This is a genomic window from Microbacterium sp. STN6, assembly GCF_026410545.1.
Taxonomy (GTDB): Bacteria; Actinomycetota; Actinomycetes; order Actinomycetales; family Microbacteriaceae; genus Root112D2.
Genome location: NZ_JAPMIT010000002.1, coordinates 1 through 15,562, shown reverse-complemented (window position 1 = coordinate 15,562; position 15,562 = coordinate 1). Strand labels below are relative to the sequence as shown.

Below are 15,562 nucleotides of genomic sequence, written 5' to 3'. Positions count from 1 at the left end.
GCATACGATGGAGGGCTGATGTCTTCCACCCCCGCGCACATCCACTTCCCGCCCGAGCTGCCCGTCAGCCAGCGGCGCGAGGAGATCGCCCGCGCCATCGCCGAGAACCAGGTGGTCATCGTGGCGGGCGAGACGGGCTCGGGCAAGACCACGCAGCTGCCGAAGATCTGCCTCGAACTCGGCCGCACCTCCATCGGGCATACCCAGCCGCGCCGCCTGGCCGCCCGAACCATCGCCGAGCGCATCGCCGACGAGCTCGGCGAGAGCGTGGGCGGCCTCGTCGGCTACCAGGTGCGCTTCACCGACAGGGTGAGCGCCGCCACGCGCATCAAGCTCATGACCGACGGCATCCTGCTCAACGAGATGCACCGCGACCGCCTGCTTTCCGCCTACGACACGATCATCATCGACGAGGCCCACGAACGCACCCTCAACATCGACTTCCTGCTCGGCTACCTCAAACAGCTGCTGCCCAAGCGCCCGGACCTCAAGGTCATCATCACCTCCGCCACCATCGATCCCGAGAGTTTCGCCGCGCACTTCAGCCGAGCGGATGGCGCACCCGCCCCTGTGGTCGAGGTGTCGGGGCGCACGTACCCTGTCGAGATCCGGTACCGGCCGCCGGCCGGCTCCGACCAGCTCGACGAAGACGAGGAGGACGGCGGCGAGGACGACGGCGCTGGCCGAGGAGCACCGACAGCGCGCACCACGGCCGTTGCGGGGGCGGCGGCTGACGGCAGCTACACCGACGGCATCCTCGACGCTCTCGACGAGCTGGCCAGGGAGTCGGCGGGCGACGTGCTCGTGTTTCTCTCTGGCGAGACCGAGATCCGCGACGCCGAGGAGTCGATCCGCGGCCGCCTGCAGCGCGACGGCGGCGCCTCGACGACCGAGGTGCTGCCGCTGTACGGGCGGCTCTCGGCCGCAGACCAGCACCGGGTGTTCCGGGCACCGCCGCCGGGCATTCGGCGCCGCATCGTGCTGGCGACCAACGTGGCGGAGACGAGCCTGACGGTGCCCGGCATCCGCTATGTCGTCGATGCGGGAACGGCACGCATCTCGCGCTACAGCACTCGCGCGAAGGTGCAGCGGCTGCCGATCGAGCCGATCTCGCAGGCGTCGGCGAACCAGCGGTCGGGACGGTCCGGGCGCACGAGCGACGGCATCGCCATTCGCCTGTACTCCGAAGAGGATTTCGAGCGGCGGCCCGAATACACCGAGCCCGAGATCCTGCGCACGAACCTCGCCTCCGTCATTCTGCAGATGCTCTCGCTGGGCCTGGGCGACATCGCCGCGTTCCCGTTCCTCACGCCGCCCGACTCGCGCGGCATCAAAGACGGCCTCGACCTGCTCGCCGAGCTCGGCGCGGTTCGCGCCGCTCCTCGAGGAGCGAAGGAGCCAGCGCTCACCAGAATCGGCCGCGACCTCGCCCGCCTGCCGATCGACCCGCGCTTCGGGCGCATGGTCATCGAGTCGCGCCGACAGGGCACGAGTCGCGAAGTGCTCGCCATCGTCGCCGGCCTCACCATCCAGGATCCCCGCGAGCGCCCTCTGGAGCGCCGCGCCACTGCCGACCAGGCGCACGCCCGCTTCGCCGACCCGACGAGCGACTTCCTCACCCTCCTCGGCCTCTGGAACTATCTCGAAGAGAAGCAGCACGAGCTGTCGTCGAACGCGTTCCGCCGGCTCTGCAAGGCCGAGTTCCTCAACTACCTGCGGGTGCGGGAATGGCAGGACGTCTACCGCCAGCTGCGCCGGCTCGCGAAGCCGCTCGGCCTCACTATCGGCGAGCCCAGCGTCAACCCCGACGGCATCCACCGCTCGCTGCTCGCCGGCCTGCTCTCGCATATCGGGTTGAAGGATGCGCAGGCTCCGCGCACGGCACCAGGGCAGGGCGGCCAGCCTCACGGCGCCGCGGCACCCCGGCGCTCCGCCCGCGGCGAGTACATCGGCGCCCGGCAGCGCCGATTCACGATCTTCCCGGGCTCTGTGCTGGTCAAGAAACAGCCGACCGCCATCATGAGCGCCGAGCTCGTGGAGACGAGCCGGCTCTTCGCCCGCATGAACGCCGCCATCGACCCGGCCTGGGCCGAACCGCTCGCCGGCGACCTCGTCAAGCGCAGCTACGGCGAGCCGCATTGGGAGAAGAAACAGGGGTCTGCGGTCGCCTACGAAACGGTCACGCTCTACGGCGTTCCCATCGTCGTGCGGCGCCGCGTGCAGTTCGGCCGCATCGACCCGGAGTACGCGCGCGAACTGTTTATCCGGCACGCGCTTCTCGACGCCGAATACGCGGCCGAGCCGAAGGGCCCGCTCTACGAGTTCGATCGCCGCAATCGCGAGTTGCGCCGCGAGCTCGAGCAGCTCGAGGAGCGAACCCGCCGTCGCGACATCCTCTACGACGACGAGGCCGTCTTCGCGTTCTACGACGAGCGCATTCCCGCCGACGTCGCGACGGTCACGGGCTTCGAGGCGTGGTGGCGCGTGGAGCGCGCCGCCCATCCGGATCTGCTGACCATGAGCGCCGAGCAGCTGGCGCCGGAAGAGACACCCGCCGTCGACGAGCAGGCGTTCCCGGCGACGTGGCGGCAGGGTGACCAGCAGCTCACTCTCACGTACCGCTTCGAGCCGGGCGCCGACGACGACGGCGTCACGGTGCAGGTGCCGCTGCCGCTGCTCGCCGGGCTCAGGCCCGCCGGGTTCGACTGGCAGGTGCCCGGGCTGCGGCACGAGCTCGTGACCGCCATGATCAAGTCGCTGCCCAAGGCGATTCGCCGCACGGTCGTTCCCGCTGCGGACTGGGCCACGCGCATCCTCGCCGAGTTGCCCGAGGGGCCGGAGCAGGCCGCGGTCGCCGGCGGTTCGAACGCGCCTGCCGCTGAGCACACATCGATAGCGGATGCCGCAGCCGCCGCCATCCGCCGCCTCACCGGAACCGTGGTCGCCGCCTCCGACTTCGACCTCGAGCGCCTGCCCGCGCACCTGCGCGTCGCGTTCCAGGTGCTCGACGGCCGGGGGCGCCCGCTCGCCCGCGGCAAGGATCTCGGCGAGCTGCAGACCCGCCTGCGGACGCGGGCACGCGAGAGCGTGGCCGTGGCATCCGCCCCGGTGCCGAACGCCATGGAGCGCACGGGCATCACGCGCTGGGATTTCGACGAGCTGCCCCGCCATGTGGACACGACGCAGCCAGGGCCGGCCGGCAGCCAGAACGTGATTCGCGCGTACCCGACTCTCATCGATGAGGGGCAGAGCGTGGCGCTGCGGCTCATGGGAACGCCCGAGGACCAGGCGCGCCCGCTGCCCGCTGCCGTACGCCGCCTGCTGTTGAACGCGGTGCCCTCACCGGTCGCGTACGTGCAGCAGCACCTCACGAGCGCCGAGAAGCTGACCCTCGCCGCCAGTCCGTACGCGAGCACGAAAGCCCTGTTCGACGACTGCCTCGCCGCGGTCGCCGACGACGTGCTGTTCCGGGTGCGGCACGACGGGCAGGTGTTCATGCGCGCGGAATTTGAGAGCATCCGCGACCGGCTGTCGTCGGTGGTCATGGATTCGATGTTCGAGACGGTGGGCCTCGTCGCGCGCGTGCTGGCGGCAGCCCGTGGCGCTGAGAAGGCGATCGCGGGCGCGAACAGCATGGCCCTTCTCGCCGCGCTGACCGACGCGCGCGCTCAACTCGGCGGGCTGGTCTACCCCGGGTTCGTCTCGGCGACCGGCCAGGCGCAACTGCGTCATCTGCCGCGCTACCTCGCGGGCATCACCTACCGCATCGAGAAGCTTCCCGAGAACCCGGGGCGCGACCGAACCTGGCTGAGCGAGGTGCAGCGGGCAGAGGCCATGTACACGGATGCCGGTGGCCGCATCCCGCTCGCACCCGACGCCCCCGAACGCCTGCGCCACGCCCGGTGGATGCTCGAGGAGCTTCGTGTCAGCTTGTTCGCGCAGCAACTCGGCACCGCCGAGACGGTTTCGCTGCAGCGCATCCGCAAGGTGCTCGGCGCTACAGGTTGAGCCCGCTGCGGGTTGAGGAGCCGCGAAGCGGCGTCTCGAAACCTGCGACCGCCTACGACGCCTTCTGCAGGTCCCCCACCGCGGCCGTCATCTGGCGGTTGCGCACGTTGAACGCCGTCTCATCCGTGATGAGCAGCAGCTCGATGCCGCCGATATGCCGCAGTACGACGAGCTCGGGCTGCCCCGTCTCGAGCGCCCGGCGTGCCTGACGCAGGAAGATGCCCGCCATCTCCTCCGTCGTGACGTAGTCGCGCCCGCCGTGGTGCACGATCACCGTCTCACCTCTGTCCATCCTGACCCCTCCCATCCCCTCGACCTGGCTGCGATGGTCGCGACAATTCGCGATGCATTACCAGTGCCGTATTTGTACGGTAGATCGTGAAGACGCCCCCCGAAAGGGGTTGACAGCAGATGTGGGATGAACACGAGGCGAACTCACGGCTGGCGACGCACACTGGGGTGCATGACGAACACCGAGCACGACGCCGCCGAGAATGCCGCGCAGCTTTCCGAGCAGTTGGCCCGCTCGGGCAGAAAGGTTGCGGTGGCCGAATCGTTGACAAGCGGCGCCATCGCGTCGTGCCTCGGCGCAGCCGAGTCGTCGTCGGAGTGGTTTCTCGGAGGCGTGGTCGCCTACGACTCCGAGGTCAAGTACCGCGTGCTGGGTGTGGAGCGGGGACCCGTGGTGTGCGAGACGGCGGCACGGCAGATGGCCTCTGGCGTGGCGCGACTGCTGGGCGCCGACATCGCCATTGCTGTGACGGGCGTCGGCGGCCCTGACCGCCAGGAGGGTCAGGAGCCCGGCACGGTGTTCATCGGCGTATGGAACGCCGGGCGCGAGCGCGCCGAGGAATTCCACTTCGCCGGCGACCCGACGGCCATCGTGCAGCGGACGGTGCTCGAGGCGGTGCGCGCCGTGAGAAACGAGGCACGCACCGCCTGAGCGCTACTCCTTGCTGCTGACCGTGGCCCGCGCGTTCGACTCGTACGAGGTGTTGATCGACTCGAAGAAGTTGACGAGCTCGAGGGTGTCGTTCGCGGTCGCCATCCACTTGGCCGGGTTGGAGACCTTGTACTCGGGCTCGAATCCGAGCTCCTCAAGACGGCGGTCGGCCAGGTACTTGACGTACTGATTGATGTAGTTGGCGTTCAGGCCGAGGATGCCGCCGGGCAGCAGGTCCCGGTTGTACTGCTCCTCCATCTCGACCGCGTCGAGGATCATCTGCTTGATCTCGGCCGCGAACTCGGGGGTCTGCAGGTCGGGGTTCTCGTCGAGCACCGTGAGAATGAGGTTCATTCCGAACTTCAGGTGAAGCGACTCGTCGCGCACGATCCAGTCGATGAGCGAGCCGAAGTTGCGCAGCAGATTGCGCTGCCGGAACGACAGGGCAACCATGAAGCCCGAGTAGAACCAGATGCCCTCGAGGATCACGTTGTACGCAATGAGGTTGCGCACGAAGTCCTGCTTGCCCTCGGTGGTGGTGATGTCGAGGTGCTGCTCCGTCATCCGGCGAATGTAGTTGACCTCGAACTCCTCCTTGCGGGCCATCGACGGAATATCGACATGCGCGTTGTAGGCGTCGTCCCGGTTGATCGGGAACGTCTCGAGAACGTACTCGAACGACATGCAGTGGTTGGCTTCCTCCCACATCTGCTTGGCGAGGTAGAGGTGCGCCTCGGCCGCGTTGAGGTAGGGGTAGACGCCGAATGCCAGAGCCTTGTTCACCAGCAGCTCATTCGGGTTGAAGTAGCTCATCAGGAAGGTGATGGCGTGGCGTTCCTCGTCCGTCATCTTCTTGAAGTCTGAGAGGTCTTCGCCGAGCTGGATCTCATTCGGGAACCAGGTGTTCGCGACGGCCTGATCGTACAGATCCATCGCCCATTTGTACGTGACCGGCTTGAGCAGAAGCCCTTCCTTGATCCCGGTCCCCAGAATTCCCATGGTCTCTTTCTCTCCTTGCTTGTCTTCGTGGTCCGCTTCGCGGAACGTCTTCGTCTAGCAGCGGTGCGTCACTGGCACGAGTCGCACTGCAACTCGTCCATCGGATCGACCGGAACGACGTACTCGAACTCGTCCATCACTTGCCCTCTCCCGTGAGACCGCCGAAACCCCGGCGACCCGTTGATGCGCCCACCCCGACCGGCTGAGCCGCCGGCGCTGGCACGTCGGCCGTGACCGACGTGTCGGCGCTCGAGCCGGCTGCCGCGCCCGCAGACGCCGCGCCGAATCCGCGCTTCGCCCCACCCGAGATCTCCTGCGCCTTGTTCACCTTCACGGCCGTCTGCTCGGCCTGGTGCCGCGGCTTCATGTGCAGGTAGTACGTGGTCTTCACGCCACGTTCCCACGCGCCGTAGTAGATCTCCATCATGTCGCCGACATCGCGCGTCTCGAGGTACATGTTGCGGCTGATCGCCTGGTCGATCCACTTCTGGGCGCGCGCCGCGACCTCGAGGAACGCGTACGGCGACAGCTGGAAGCTCGTCTTGTACGTGGCCTTGATCGAGTCAGGAATCTCGGCGATGTTCTGAATGTCGCCCTGGCTGCGCAGAATCGACTCGCGCACCGTCTCCCAGAGGCCCAGCTCCTGCAGGTCGCGCACGAGGTTGCGGTTGACCTCGAGGAACTTGCCCGACGAGGTCGAGCGACTGAAGATCTGCGAGAACTGCGGGTCGAAGCCGGGCGTGGTGCCGGCGACGAGACCAATGGATGCCGTGGGCGCGATCGCCATAAGGGTTGCGTTGCGCACGCCCCCCTTCACACGTTCGCGGAGCGCATCCCAGTCGAGACGGGTCTTGCGGTTGACCGCGATCGGTACACCGCGGTCGGCCTCGGTGAGCGCGATGGAGTCGAACGGCACGAGGCCCTGCGCCCAGCGCGAGCCGGCGAAGTTCGGGTACGCCCCGCGCTCCTGAGCCAGATCGACGCTCTCGGAGATCGCCGCATACGAGACGTGCTCCATGATCTCGTCGATGAGGTCGTACGCCTCTTCCGACTCGTAGCTGAAGCCGAGCTTCTCGACGATGTCGGTGAAGCCCATGACGCCGAGCCCAATCGCGCGGTTCTGCTGGTTCGAGTAGTCAGCCTCATCGACGCTCGAGAGCGTGATGTCGAGCAGGTTGTCGAGCTGGCGCACGGCGAGACGAGCGCTGGCCTCGAGCTGCGCCCAGTCGAACGTGCCGTCGTGCAGGTGCCGCGACAGGTTGATCGAGGCCAGGTTGCAGACCGCCACGTTGTCGCGATCCTGAGGAAGGCACACCTCGGTGCACAGGTTCGAAAGGTGAATCGTGCCCGTGTTGTTGTTGAGCGCGCGGTTGTTGATGGTGTCCTTCCAGGTCAGCCACGGGTGGCTGGTGGTCTGCAGGCTCATCAGGATCTCTTTGAACTGCTCGCGCGCGCCCATCTTCTTGTACATGCGCAGGTTGCCGGCCTCGGCCTCGGCCGCGTAGTGCGCGTACCGCTCGCTGAACGCCTTGCCGTACAGCTCGTTCAGGTCGCTGACCTCCAGCGGGTCGAACAGGTACCAGGGCTCGTCGTTCTGCACACGCTTCATGAACTCGTCCGAGATCCACACGGCGGTGTTGGCCGTACGCGTGCGGCGGTACGGGTCTCCCGAGTTCTGGCGCAGGTCGACGAACTCAGAGAAGTCGAGGTGCCAGTTCTCCATGTAGAAGCAGAGCGCGCCGAACTTCTTGCCGCCCCGGCTGACCGCCCGCAGCACCGAGTCGATCGTGTGCATGAACGGGATCGGCCCGGTCGAGGTCGTGTTGTTCGAGCGGATGGGCGACCCCTGCGAACGCAGCTTCGTCACCGAGAGCCCGATCCCACCAGTGCCCTTGGTGAGCCACATGACGTCGCGCACGCTCTTGGCGATGTGCTCGATGTCGTCGTGCATCTCCATGACGAAGCAGTTGGAGAGCTGGGGGAACTTGGTGCCCGCGTTCACGAGCGTGGAGCCGGCCGCCAGGTAGTCGAGCGTCGACATCTTCTCGTAGAACTCAATGGCAACGGATGTCGGGTCGGCCTCGTTCAGCGAGAGCCCCATGGCGATCCGCATCCAGAAGAACTGCGGAACCTCGAGCGGCTCGTTGTTGCGCGCCTTGATGCCATAGCGGTTGTTGAGGGTGACGACGCCGATGTACTTGAGCAGCTCGTCGTGCGCGGGCTCGAGTACCTCGGCGAGACGGTCGAGGTCGAACAGCGTGGTGAAGCGCGGCTCGAGCAGTTCCTCGTCGACGCCACGCTGGATGTAGCGCTGGAACCCGTCGCGGTGCAGCGACTTCAGTTCCTCGGCCGAGGCGTAGTCGCCGAGTACGCGCTTGTAGATCGTCTTCAGCAGCAGGCGGGCGGCCACGGTGTCGAATGCAGGGTCATCTTTGACGTTCTGCAGTGCCACCTGAATGACGGCCTCGTCGAGCTGCTGGGTGGTGATGCCATCGAACAGCGTGAGCTCGAGCTCGCTCGCGATCTGGGTCACCCAGGTGATGTTCTCGTCGAGACCCACCGCCGCGTTCTCGATCGCGAGGTTGATCTTGTTGGCGTCGTACGGCTCGCGCTCGCCATTGCGCTTCACGACGGTAATTGCCACGTGTTCCACTCCTTGCAGTCCCATACCGGCGGGCGCGACGAATCGCCCCCGTGCTGCCGGTTCCCCAATGCGCTCGAATCGGTCTCGGATCAGGTCGATGACCCTCGGCCGGGGGTGACATCACCCTCACGTCGATTCGGCGTGTGACCACTATATAGCGGGTCGGCACGCGAGGGGTAACCCCACATATAGTGGGCGTGTCATCCACAGATGTGCATAAGTTCGACGAGTTATGCACAGGATGCGGCGCAGCGCGGCACCACCGCAACTCCCACGCGATGCGGGCCATTTTGCGAGTGCACGACACCCTCGACCCACGAAGTGACCGGACCCCTCAAAACAGACACGGCCGACTAGACTCGGTCTCTTGTGAGCACATATTCGGGCCTGGTCAGAACGCGTGGCGTGGCCCGGATCATTGCCGCACAGCTCACCGCTCGCTTCCCTTTCGGGATGCTCTCGCTCGCGTTCCTTCTGCACGTCGAGCGCATCCACCACTCCTATGCTGCGGCCGGCCTCGTTCTGGGCGCCATGAGCGTGGGTCAGGCCATCGCTGGGCCGCTGACAAGTCGGCTCATGGGCGTGTGGGGAATGCGGCTCGTGTTGTCGCTGACGCTGACGCTGTGCGCAGCATCCGTCGCGGTTATCGGTGTTTTCGTGCTGACGATCCCGGCGACGATGGCCGTCGCGTTCGCCGCCGGTCTCACGATGCCGCCCGTGCAGCCTGCCGTGCGAACCATCTACCCCAAGCTCGTGAACTCAAGGCAGCTCACGCCGCTGTTCTCACTCGACGCGTCTGCCCAGGAGATCATCTGGATCGCGGGCCCCGTCGTCATCACGTTCGTCTCGACGCAGGTGGGCACGATCGAGGGCATCCTCATGTCGGTCGCGCTCATGCTCGCCGGCGGGGTCTGGTTCATCGCGTCGCCCGAGGTGGGCCGCGTGCGCATCCCGCGCAGCAAGCGGCGCCTCGGCAGCGTGCTCGCGAAGCCGCCCGTGATGCTCGCGACCATCACCGGGTTCCTGCTGATCGGCTCGTGCGCGGCGATCGAGGCTGGCGTCGTGGCGACGTTCGGTGAGGGGTCGCCGAACTCGGGCATCGTGCTGGCTATCTGGTCTCTCGGATCGCTGCTCGGCGGGCTGCTGCTCGGCGGAATCGCCATCAGCCCGTGGTCGCTCGCCAAGCGCATGGCGATCGTGCTGGTCGGGCTCGTGCTCGCGTCGCTGTGGCTCAACTTCTGGTGGATGACTGCCACGCTCGTGATCGCCGGCGCCGGCATCGCACCCGCCCTTGCGGTGCAGTTCGCGATCGTGTCGTCGAGCGTCAAGTTCAGCGACACGGCCGAGGCGTACGGCTGGGTAGGCACCGGCCAGCTGATGGGCGCGGCGCTCGGATCGGCCCTCGCCGGGCTGCTCATCGACCGCTCGGGCTCGATCGGCGCGTTCTGGATCGCCGTGGCTTTCGCCGCGGTGGGCGTGCTGGTTCCCGTGATCGGCAAGCGCTGGCACCCCGACCTGCGCGGCAGGGATGCGAGCCCGATCCCCGACACCGAGCCCGTGCAGGTACTGCCGAGCTAGCGACGCTGCGCCGCGGGCCCCAGCGCTCAGGCGCGAGGCAGCGGACGCACCGGGCGCAGCGCCACGTCGAGCGCCGCGATCTCGGCGAGCGCTGCGGCGAGCGTCTTCTCCTGGTGCTCGTTGGCCTCGAACCGGCCGTCGTCACCGAGCTGCTTGACGGCGAAGGGAATCTCAACCTTGGGCTGCACGACAACGAGACCCACCGCGGTCACGGTGGTGCCGAGTGCCACGACGCCGCGCGTTCCCCCGGAGACGCCACCGTAGCTGACGAAGGCGAGCGGCTTGCGCGACCACTCCTGGAAGACGAAATCGACCGCGTTCTTGAGCGCCGGCGCGTAGCTGTAGTTGTACTCGGGCGTGACGAAGATGAACGCATCGGCGGCCTCGACGCGGGCACTCCAGTCGAGCGTGTGCTGCTTGGTGTACTGCCGCAGGCGCGGATGGTTGGGCTCGTCCATGAACGGCAGGTTGAGCTCGGCGAGGTCGACGAAGTCCACCTCGAACCGCCCGTCGGCCTCCGCCTGCTCGCGCACCCAATCGGCGATCGGCAGCCCGATCCGCCCCGGGCGAACGCTTCCCACAACAATCATCAGCCTTGACATGCATCTCCCTCACACGAATGGCCCGCGCCCGAACGGCCGCGGAACTCTCCCGGAAGTCCCAACACCGTTCCGCGCACTGCTGTTCCCATCTGCTCGATTCCCACGAGCGGGAGGAGCCGGCGGCGGGGAGCAGGAACAGCAGGCGACGGGGTGCGGCCTGCGGCATCCGATTCATAATGGAAGGCATGGCAACGCTCTCGCCTCGACTGACGCTCAACGACGGCCACACGATTCCTCAGCTGGGGCTCGGGGTCTACAAGATTCCGGATGCCGCGGCGAGCGACGCCGTTCGCACCGCCATCGAGACCGGCTATCGTCACATCGACACGGCCGAGCTCTACGAGAATGAGCGTGGGGTCGGCGAGGGCATCGCCGCGTCGGGCATCGCGCGCGACGAGCTGTTCATCACGACGAAGGTGTGGAACAACCGCCACGGCTACGACGAGACGCAGCGCGCGTTCGACGAGAGCCTGGCCAAGCTCGGGGTCGGCTACGTCGACCTGTACCTGATCCACTGGCCGGCGCCCAGGCAGAACCTCTACGTCGAGACGTGGCGGGCGCTCGAGAAGCTGCGCGCCGACGGCCGCGTGCGCTCGATCGGCGTCTCCAACTTCCACACGCACCACCTCGAGCGGCTCCTCGGCGAGAGCGAGGTCACACCCGTCATCAACCAGGTCGAGTTGCACCCGCTGCTGCCGCAGGCTGAGGTTTGCGTGTTCAATGCGCAGCACGACATTCTCACCGAGTCCTGGTCGCCGCTCGCGCGCGGGCGGGTGCTGGGCAGTGAGGTGCTCGCGGCCGTCGCGGCCAAGCACGCCAAGTCGCCGGCGCAGGTGGTCATTCGCTGGCACCTGGAGCTGGGGCTCGTGGTGATTCCGAAGTCGGTGCATGCCCAGCGCATCCGCGAGAACTTTGATGTCTTCGACTTCACTCTGGATGCCGACGACATGGCAGCCATCGCCACTCTCGAGACGGGCGAGCGTACCGGCAAGGACCCGGACGACCTCGACTGAGCCCTGCCGCTACCAGCGAGGGTGCACGCTCGCGCGGAAGTACCGGTCGTAGATGTCGCCCACCGCGGTCTCGAACCCGTCCGGCAGCGGCTCGACCGACCCCGCCTCGGCGTTTGCGCGCGCCTGCTCCACCGAGCGGGCGCCGGGAATCACCGAGCTCACGCCATCCTGCTGCGCCACCCATGCCAGCGCCGCCTGCGCCGCGGTGAGCCCGGAGGGCACGAGCGCCGCGAACTCCTGCGCGGCGGCGACGCCCGCCTCGAAGTCGACACCCGAGAACGTCTCGCCCTGGTCGAACGCCTCGCCGTGCCGGTTGAAGGTGCGGTGGTCGTTCTCGGCGAACGTGGTCGAGGCGGTGTACCGCCCGCTCAGCAGCCCCGACGCCAGCGGCACCCGGGCGATGATGCCAACGCCAGCCTCGCGGGCGGCCGGCAGCACCTCGTCGAGCGGCTTCAGCCGGAACGCGTTGAGAATGATCTGCACCGTCGCGGTGCCCGGCCGCGCGATGGCGGCGAGCGCCTCGTCGCAGCGCTCGACGCTCACCCCGTACGCGGCAATAGCGCCCTCCTCGACGAGCGTGTCGAGCGCGTCGTACACGGAATCCGACGAGAACACGGGCGTCGGCGGGCAGTGCAGCTGCACGAGGTCGAGCGTGTCCACCCCGAGGTTGCGGCGCGAGCGATCCGTCCACGCCCGGAAGTTCTCGAGCGTGTAGTTGCCCGGCTCCTGGTCGACCCGCCGCCCCATCTTCGTAGCCACCGTGATGCCATGCCCGGGGTTGCCCGCAAGAAAGCCGCCGATGATGCTCTCGCTGCGCCCGTCTCCGTAGACGTCGGCCGTGTCGAAGAAGGTGACGCCGGCGGAGGCCGAGGCCTCGAGCACCGCGCGCGCATCCGCTTCGTCGACCTCGCCCCAATCGGCGCCGAGCTGCCAGGTGCCGAGACCGATGACCGAAACCGTGCGGCCCGTGCGGCCGAGAGTGCGTGTCTGCATGCCCTCCAGCCTAGGGCGCAGCGAATGCCGCCTCAGCGCCCCGATCGCAACAGGATCGTGACGCCCGCCATCGGCCTCGCGCCCTATGGTTGAGCCATGATGCGCAGACGCACCAGAACGCTGACCGGGGCTGGCACCGCGATAGCTCTCACCGGGCTGCTGCTGTTGACGGGATGCACGAACGGCAGCTCCAGCGACTCCCGCGCAGCGGGGGGCAGCGCGGTCTCGAGCGAGGTCGGCGACGGTGCAGGCCCAGCGCAGCTGCAGAAGCTCGACGGCCAGGCAGCGGACTCCGCCGGCAACGGCACACAATCGAACGCCCAGGCGGAGAAGCGCCAGGTCGTCTCGACGGGCCACCTCTCGCTCACGGTGAAAGATCCGATCGGCGCGGCCGAGACCGCGGCAGACGCGGTCGCGACGGCCGACGGCCGCGTCGACGACCGCACCGAACAGCCGGCCACGGACACACGCCAGGCGAGCGCCTCGCTCACGTTGCGCATCCCCGCCGACCGACTCGACGCCACGGTCGAACGTCTGAAGAAGCTCGGCACCGTCGACGACTTCACCCTTAAAGCCGACGACGTGACAACCAGTGTCAAAGACGTGGATGCGCGCGTGAGGGCGCTGCAGGCATCCGTCGACCGCCTGCTCGCCCTGATGGCCAAGGCCGACGACACGAAAGACCTGATCTCGCTCGAGTCCGCGCTCTCCGACCGGCAGGCCGACCTCGACAGCCTGAAGGCTCAGCAGTCGTATCTGAAGGATCAGGTCGCCTACGCGACCCTCACGCTGCAGTTGAACGCGCCAGGGGTCGTGGCCGCGGGCGCACCTGACTCGTTCTGGAGCGGCCTCGGCACCGGATGGCAGGCACTCGTCGCCGCCGGTGCGGGCCTGCTCGTCGTGCTTGGCGTGCTGCTGCCGTGGCTTGTCGTCGTCGCGATCATCGGCGGGGCCGTGCTCGTCGTCATCCGCTCCCGTCGCCGCGCCCGTGTGCGTAGGCTGGCCGAGTGAGCGACATCACCGGCACAGACTCCCTCCTCAGCGACGACCTGCTTGAGCAGATCCGCTCGCGCGCCGACCGTTACGACGCCGAGAACGCGTTCTTCACCGATGACCTCGACGACCTGCGCGCCGCCGGCTACCTCGCCATGTTCGTGCCGGCCGAGTTCGGCGGCCCGGGGTTCGGCATGTCCCGCGTCGCCCGCGAGCAGCAACGCCTCGCCTCCGCCGCGCCCGCCACGGCCCTCGCCGTCAACATGCATCTCGTCTGGAGCGGCGTCGCCCGCATCCTGCACGACCGGGGCGACGACTCGCTCGACTTCGTGCTGCGCGAGGCCGCCGCAGGCGAGATCTTCGGCTTCGGCATCAGCGAGGGCGGCAACGATCTGGTGCTCTTCGGCTCGCGAACCGACGCCCGCCCCGAGCCCGGCGGCGGCTATCGCTTCTACGGCACCAAGATCTTCACGTCGCTCTCCCCCGCCTGGAGCCGCCTGGGCACCATGGGCCTCGACACCACCAGCACGGATGCGCCCAAGCTCGTCTACGCCTTCGTCGACCGAGCGGGCGGCGGCTTCGAGGTCAAAGACGACTGGAACACCATCGGCATGCGGGCGAGCCAGAGCAACACGACGGTGCTCGATGGCGCCTTCGCCCCCGCCGACCGCGTCGTGCGCCGGCTCGAGCCGGGCCCGAACGCCGACCCGCTCGTCTTCGGCATCTTCGCCGCTTTCGAGATCCTGCTCGCCTCGGTCTACACGGGCATCGCCTCGCGCGCGCTCGAGCTGGCGGTGGCGGCCGTGAAGCGCCGCACGTCGATGAAGAACGACGGCCGGCCCTATTCAGACGACCCGGATATCCGCTGGCGCGTCGCCGACGCCGCCATCGCCTACGACGGCATCGTGCCGCAGATCGCCTCGCTGGCCCGCGACGTCGACGAGCAGGTCGACCACGGCGGCCTGTGGTTCCCGAAGCTGAGCGGGCTGAAGGTGAGGGCCACTGAGAGCGCCAGGCATGTCGTGGACCAGGCCATCCGCGTCTCGGGAGGCAGCAGCTACTTCAACGGCAACGAGCTCGGGCGCCTGTACCGCGACGTGCTGGCGGGCATCTTCCACCCGTCGGATGCGGAGTCGGCGCACTCCACCGTCGCGAATGCGTGGCTGGGGCCGATCGGCGGCTGAGCACTGCGGGGCTGAACGCGAACAGCTGAGCGCCGCACCGCACCGCACCGCACTACTCGACGGAGCGGCCGCGCGTGACGAGCATGGCGCCCACGCGCCACCCGATGAGCAGAATCGCCAGCGCGATGGTGGCCACGATCACGAACGGCAGTGCCGTGCCCTGACCGCTGAGCACGCGGAACATCATTCCGCCCACCAGCGTGATGAGCCAGATCGGCACGCCCGGCAGGGGCAGTCGAAGCGGATGACGCCACGCCTGCGCCGCGGCCCAGCCGATGGCGAGGCCCACCGCGAACGGCCAGAACGTGGTGAGAATGCCGCCGGCATCGAGCTGCTCGCCGTGACTGGCGCGGCCGATGAGCACGAACACGAGCACGGCGACGAGGTCGATGACGGCGGCCCAGACGATGCTTCGCGGTTTCAGCGGGGTGTGGGTGCGGGCCATCCCTCAATCCTATTGGCGCTCACCCGCCCCATTGCGGATTGAGGAGGCGCAAAGCGCCGTCCCCACAGCGGATTGAGGAGGCGCAAAGCGCCGTCCCCACAGCGGATTGAGGAGGCGCAAAGCGCCGTCCCCACAGCGGATTGAGGAGGCGCAAAGCGCC

Annotated in this window: 12 protein-coding genes; 6 read left to right on the top strand and 6 right to left on the bottom strand. The window is 67.9% G+C overall.

Annotated features, from left to right (window positions below; translation table 11 throughout):
• Positions 1 to 18: 18 nt before the first annotated feature.
• Positions 19 to 4,008, top strand: a complete 3,990-nt coding sequence (gene hrpA / locus OSC27_RS05520; RefSeq protein WP_267180457.1) for an ATP-dependent RNA helicase HrpA — start codon at positions 19 to 21, stop codon at positions 4,006 to 4,008.
• 52 nt (positions 4,009 to 4,060) lie between these two features.
• Here hrpA and OSC27_RS05515 read toward each other — a convergent pair whose 3' ends face one another.
• A complete protein-coding gene (locus OSC27_RS05515; protein WP_267180456.1) occupies positions 4,061 to 4,300 on the bottom strand; it encodes a hypothetical protein in 240 nt (79 codons plus the stop codon).
• A 171-nt stretch (positions 4,301 to 4,471) separates the two neighbouring features.
• Between OSC27_RS05515 and OSC27_RS05510 the strand changes: the two genes are divergently transcribed.
• Positions 4,472 to 4,951 carry a CinA family protein gene (locus OSC27_RS05510; protein WP_267180455.1) on the top strand — a complete coding sequence of 160 codons (480 nt, stop codon included), beginning with the start codon at positions 4,472 to 4,474 and terminating at the stop codon, positions 4,949 to 4,951.
• 3 nt (positions 4,952 to 4,954) lie between these two features.
• Here the strand turns inward: OSC27_RS05510 and OSC27_RS05505 are convergent, their stop codons facing one another.
• Positions 4,955 to 5,950, bottom strand: coding sequence for a ribonucleotide-diphosphate reductase subunit beta (locus tag OSC27_RS05505; RefSeq protein ID WP_267180454.1), 996 nt, complete (start codon positions 5,948 to 5,950; stop codon positions 4,955 to 4,957).
• A gap of 136 nt (positions 5,951 to 6,086) precedes the next feature.
• A complete protein-coding gene (locus OSC27_RS05500; RefSeq protein WP_267180453.1) occupies positions 6,087 to 8,594 on the bottom strand; it encodes a ribonucleoside-diphosphate reductase subunit alpha in 2,508 nt (835 codons plus the stop codon).
• Positions 8,595 to 8,963: 369 nt separating this feature from the next.
• Here OSC27_RS05500 and OSC27_RS05495 point away from each other — a divergent pair, with 369 nt between their 5' ends.
• The gene (locus tag OSC27_RS05495; RefSeq protein ID WP_267180452.1) at positions 8,964 to 10,172 is read left to right on the top strand and encodes an MFS transporter; all 1,209 of its coding nucleotides are present in this window, start codon (positions 8,964 to 8,966) and stop codon (positions 10,170 to 10,172) included.
• Between the two features lie 26 nt (positions 10,173 to 10,198).
• Here OSC27_RS05495 and OSC27_RS05490 read toward each other — a convergent pair whose 3' ends face one another.
• Complete coding sequence (locus OSC27_RS05490) at positions 10,199 to 10,774, bottom strand: NADPH-dependent FMN reductase (protein ID WP_267180451.1); 576 nt, start codon at positions 10,772 to 10,774, stop codon at positions 10,199 to 10,201.
• A gap of 185 nt (positions 10,775 to 10,959) precedes the next feature.
• Between OSC27_RS05490 and OSC27_RS05485 the strand changes: the two genes are divergently transcribed.
• Positions 10,960 to 11,787: an aldo/keto reductase gene (locus OSC27_RS05485; protein ID WP_267180450.1), complete on the top strand. Its 828-nt coding sequence runs from the start codon at positions 10,960 to 10,962 to the stop codon at positions 11,785 to 11,787.
• Between the two features lie 9 nt (positions 11,788 to 11,796).
• Here OSC27_RS05485 and OSC27_RS05480 read toward each other — a convergent pair whose 3' ends face one another.
• Positions 11,797 to 12,780, bottom strand: coding sequence for an aldo/keto reductase (locus OSC27_RS05480; RefSeq protein ID WP_267180449.1), 984 nt, complete (start codon positions 12,778 to 12,780; stop codon positions 11,797 to 11,799).
• Positions 12,781 to 12,876: 96 nt separating this feature from the next.
• Here OSC27_RS05480 and OSC27_RS05475 point away from each other — a divergent pair, with 96 nt between their 5' ends.
• Together OSC27_RS05475 and OSC27_RS05470 are read left to right on the top strand one after the other, a co-directional pair.
• On the top strand, positions 12,877 to 13,791 hold the full coding sequence (locus OSC27_RS05475; RefSeq protein WP_267180448.1) for a DUF4349 domain-containing protein: 915 nt from the start codon (positions 12,877 to 12,879) through the stop codon (positions 13,789 to 13,791).
• On the top strand, positions 13,788 to 14,957 hold the full coding sequence (locus OSC27_RS05470) for an acyl-CoA dehydrogenase family protein (RefSeq protein ID WP_267180447.1): 1,170 nt from the start codon (positions 13,788 to 13,790) through the stop codon (positions 14,955 to 14,957). The genes OSC27_RS05475 and OSC27_RS05470 overlap by 4 nt, the downstream gene beginning before the upstream one ends.
• 52 nt (positions 14,958 to 15,009) lie before the next feature.
• On the opposite strand, the gene OSC27_RS05465 is transcribed toward OSC27_RS05470, so the two are convergent.
• On the bottom strand, positions 15,010 to 15,402 hold the full coding sequence (locus OSC27_RS05465) for a DUF3054 domain-containing protein (RefSeq protein WP_267180446.1): 393 nt from the start codon (positions 15,400 to 15,402) through the stop codon (positions 15,010 to 15,012).
• Positions 15,403 to 15,562 lie beyond the last annotated feature (160 nt).

Bases quoted from the DNA above. Each gene is read 5' to 3' on its own strand.
- OSC27_RS05485 (WP_267180450.1), top strand. From the start codon at position 10,960: ATGGCAACGCTCTCGCCTCGACTGACGCTCAACGACGGCCACACGATT.
- OSC27_RS05480 (WP_267180449.1), bottom strand. From the start codon at position 12,780: ATGCAGACACGCACTCTCGGCCGCACGGGCCGCACGGTTTCGGTCATC.
- OSC27_RS05465 (WP_267180446.1), bottom strand. From the start codon at position 15,402: ATGGCCCGCACCCACACCCCGCTGAAACCGCGAAGCATCGTCTGGGCC.
- OSC27_RS05490 (WP_267180451.1), bottom strand. From the start codon at position 10,774: ATGTCAAGGCTGATGATTGTTGTGGGAAGCGTTCGCCCGGGGCGGATC.
- OSC27_RS05510 (WP_267180455.1), top strand. From the start codon at position 4,472: ATGACGAACACCGAGCACGACGCCGCCGAGAATGCCGCGCAGCTTTCC.
- OSC27_RS05505 (WP_267180454.1), bottom strand. From the start codon at position 5,950: ATGGGAATTCTGGGGACCGGGATCAAGGAAGGGCTTCTGCTCAAGCCG.
- OSC27_RS05515 (WP_267180456.1), bottom strand. From the start codon at position 4,300: ATGGACAGAGGTGAGACGGTGATCGTGCACCACGGCGGGCGCGACTAC.
- OSC27_RS05475 (WP_267180448.1), top strand. From the start codon at position 12,877: ATGATGCGCAGACGCACCAGAACGCTGACCGGGGCTGGCACCGCGATA.
- hrpA (WP_267180457.1), top strand. From the start codon at position 19: ATGTCTTCCACCCCCGCGCACATCCACTTCCCGCCCGAGCTGCCCGTC.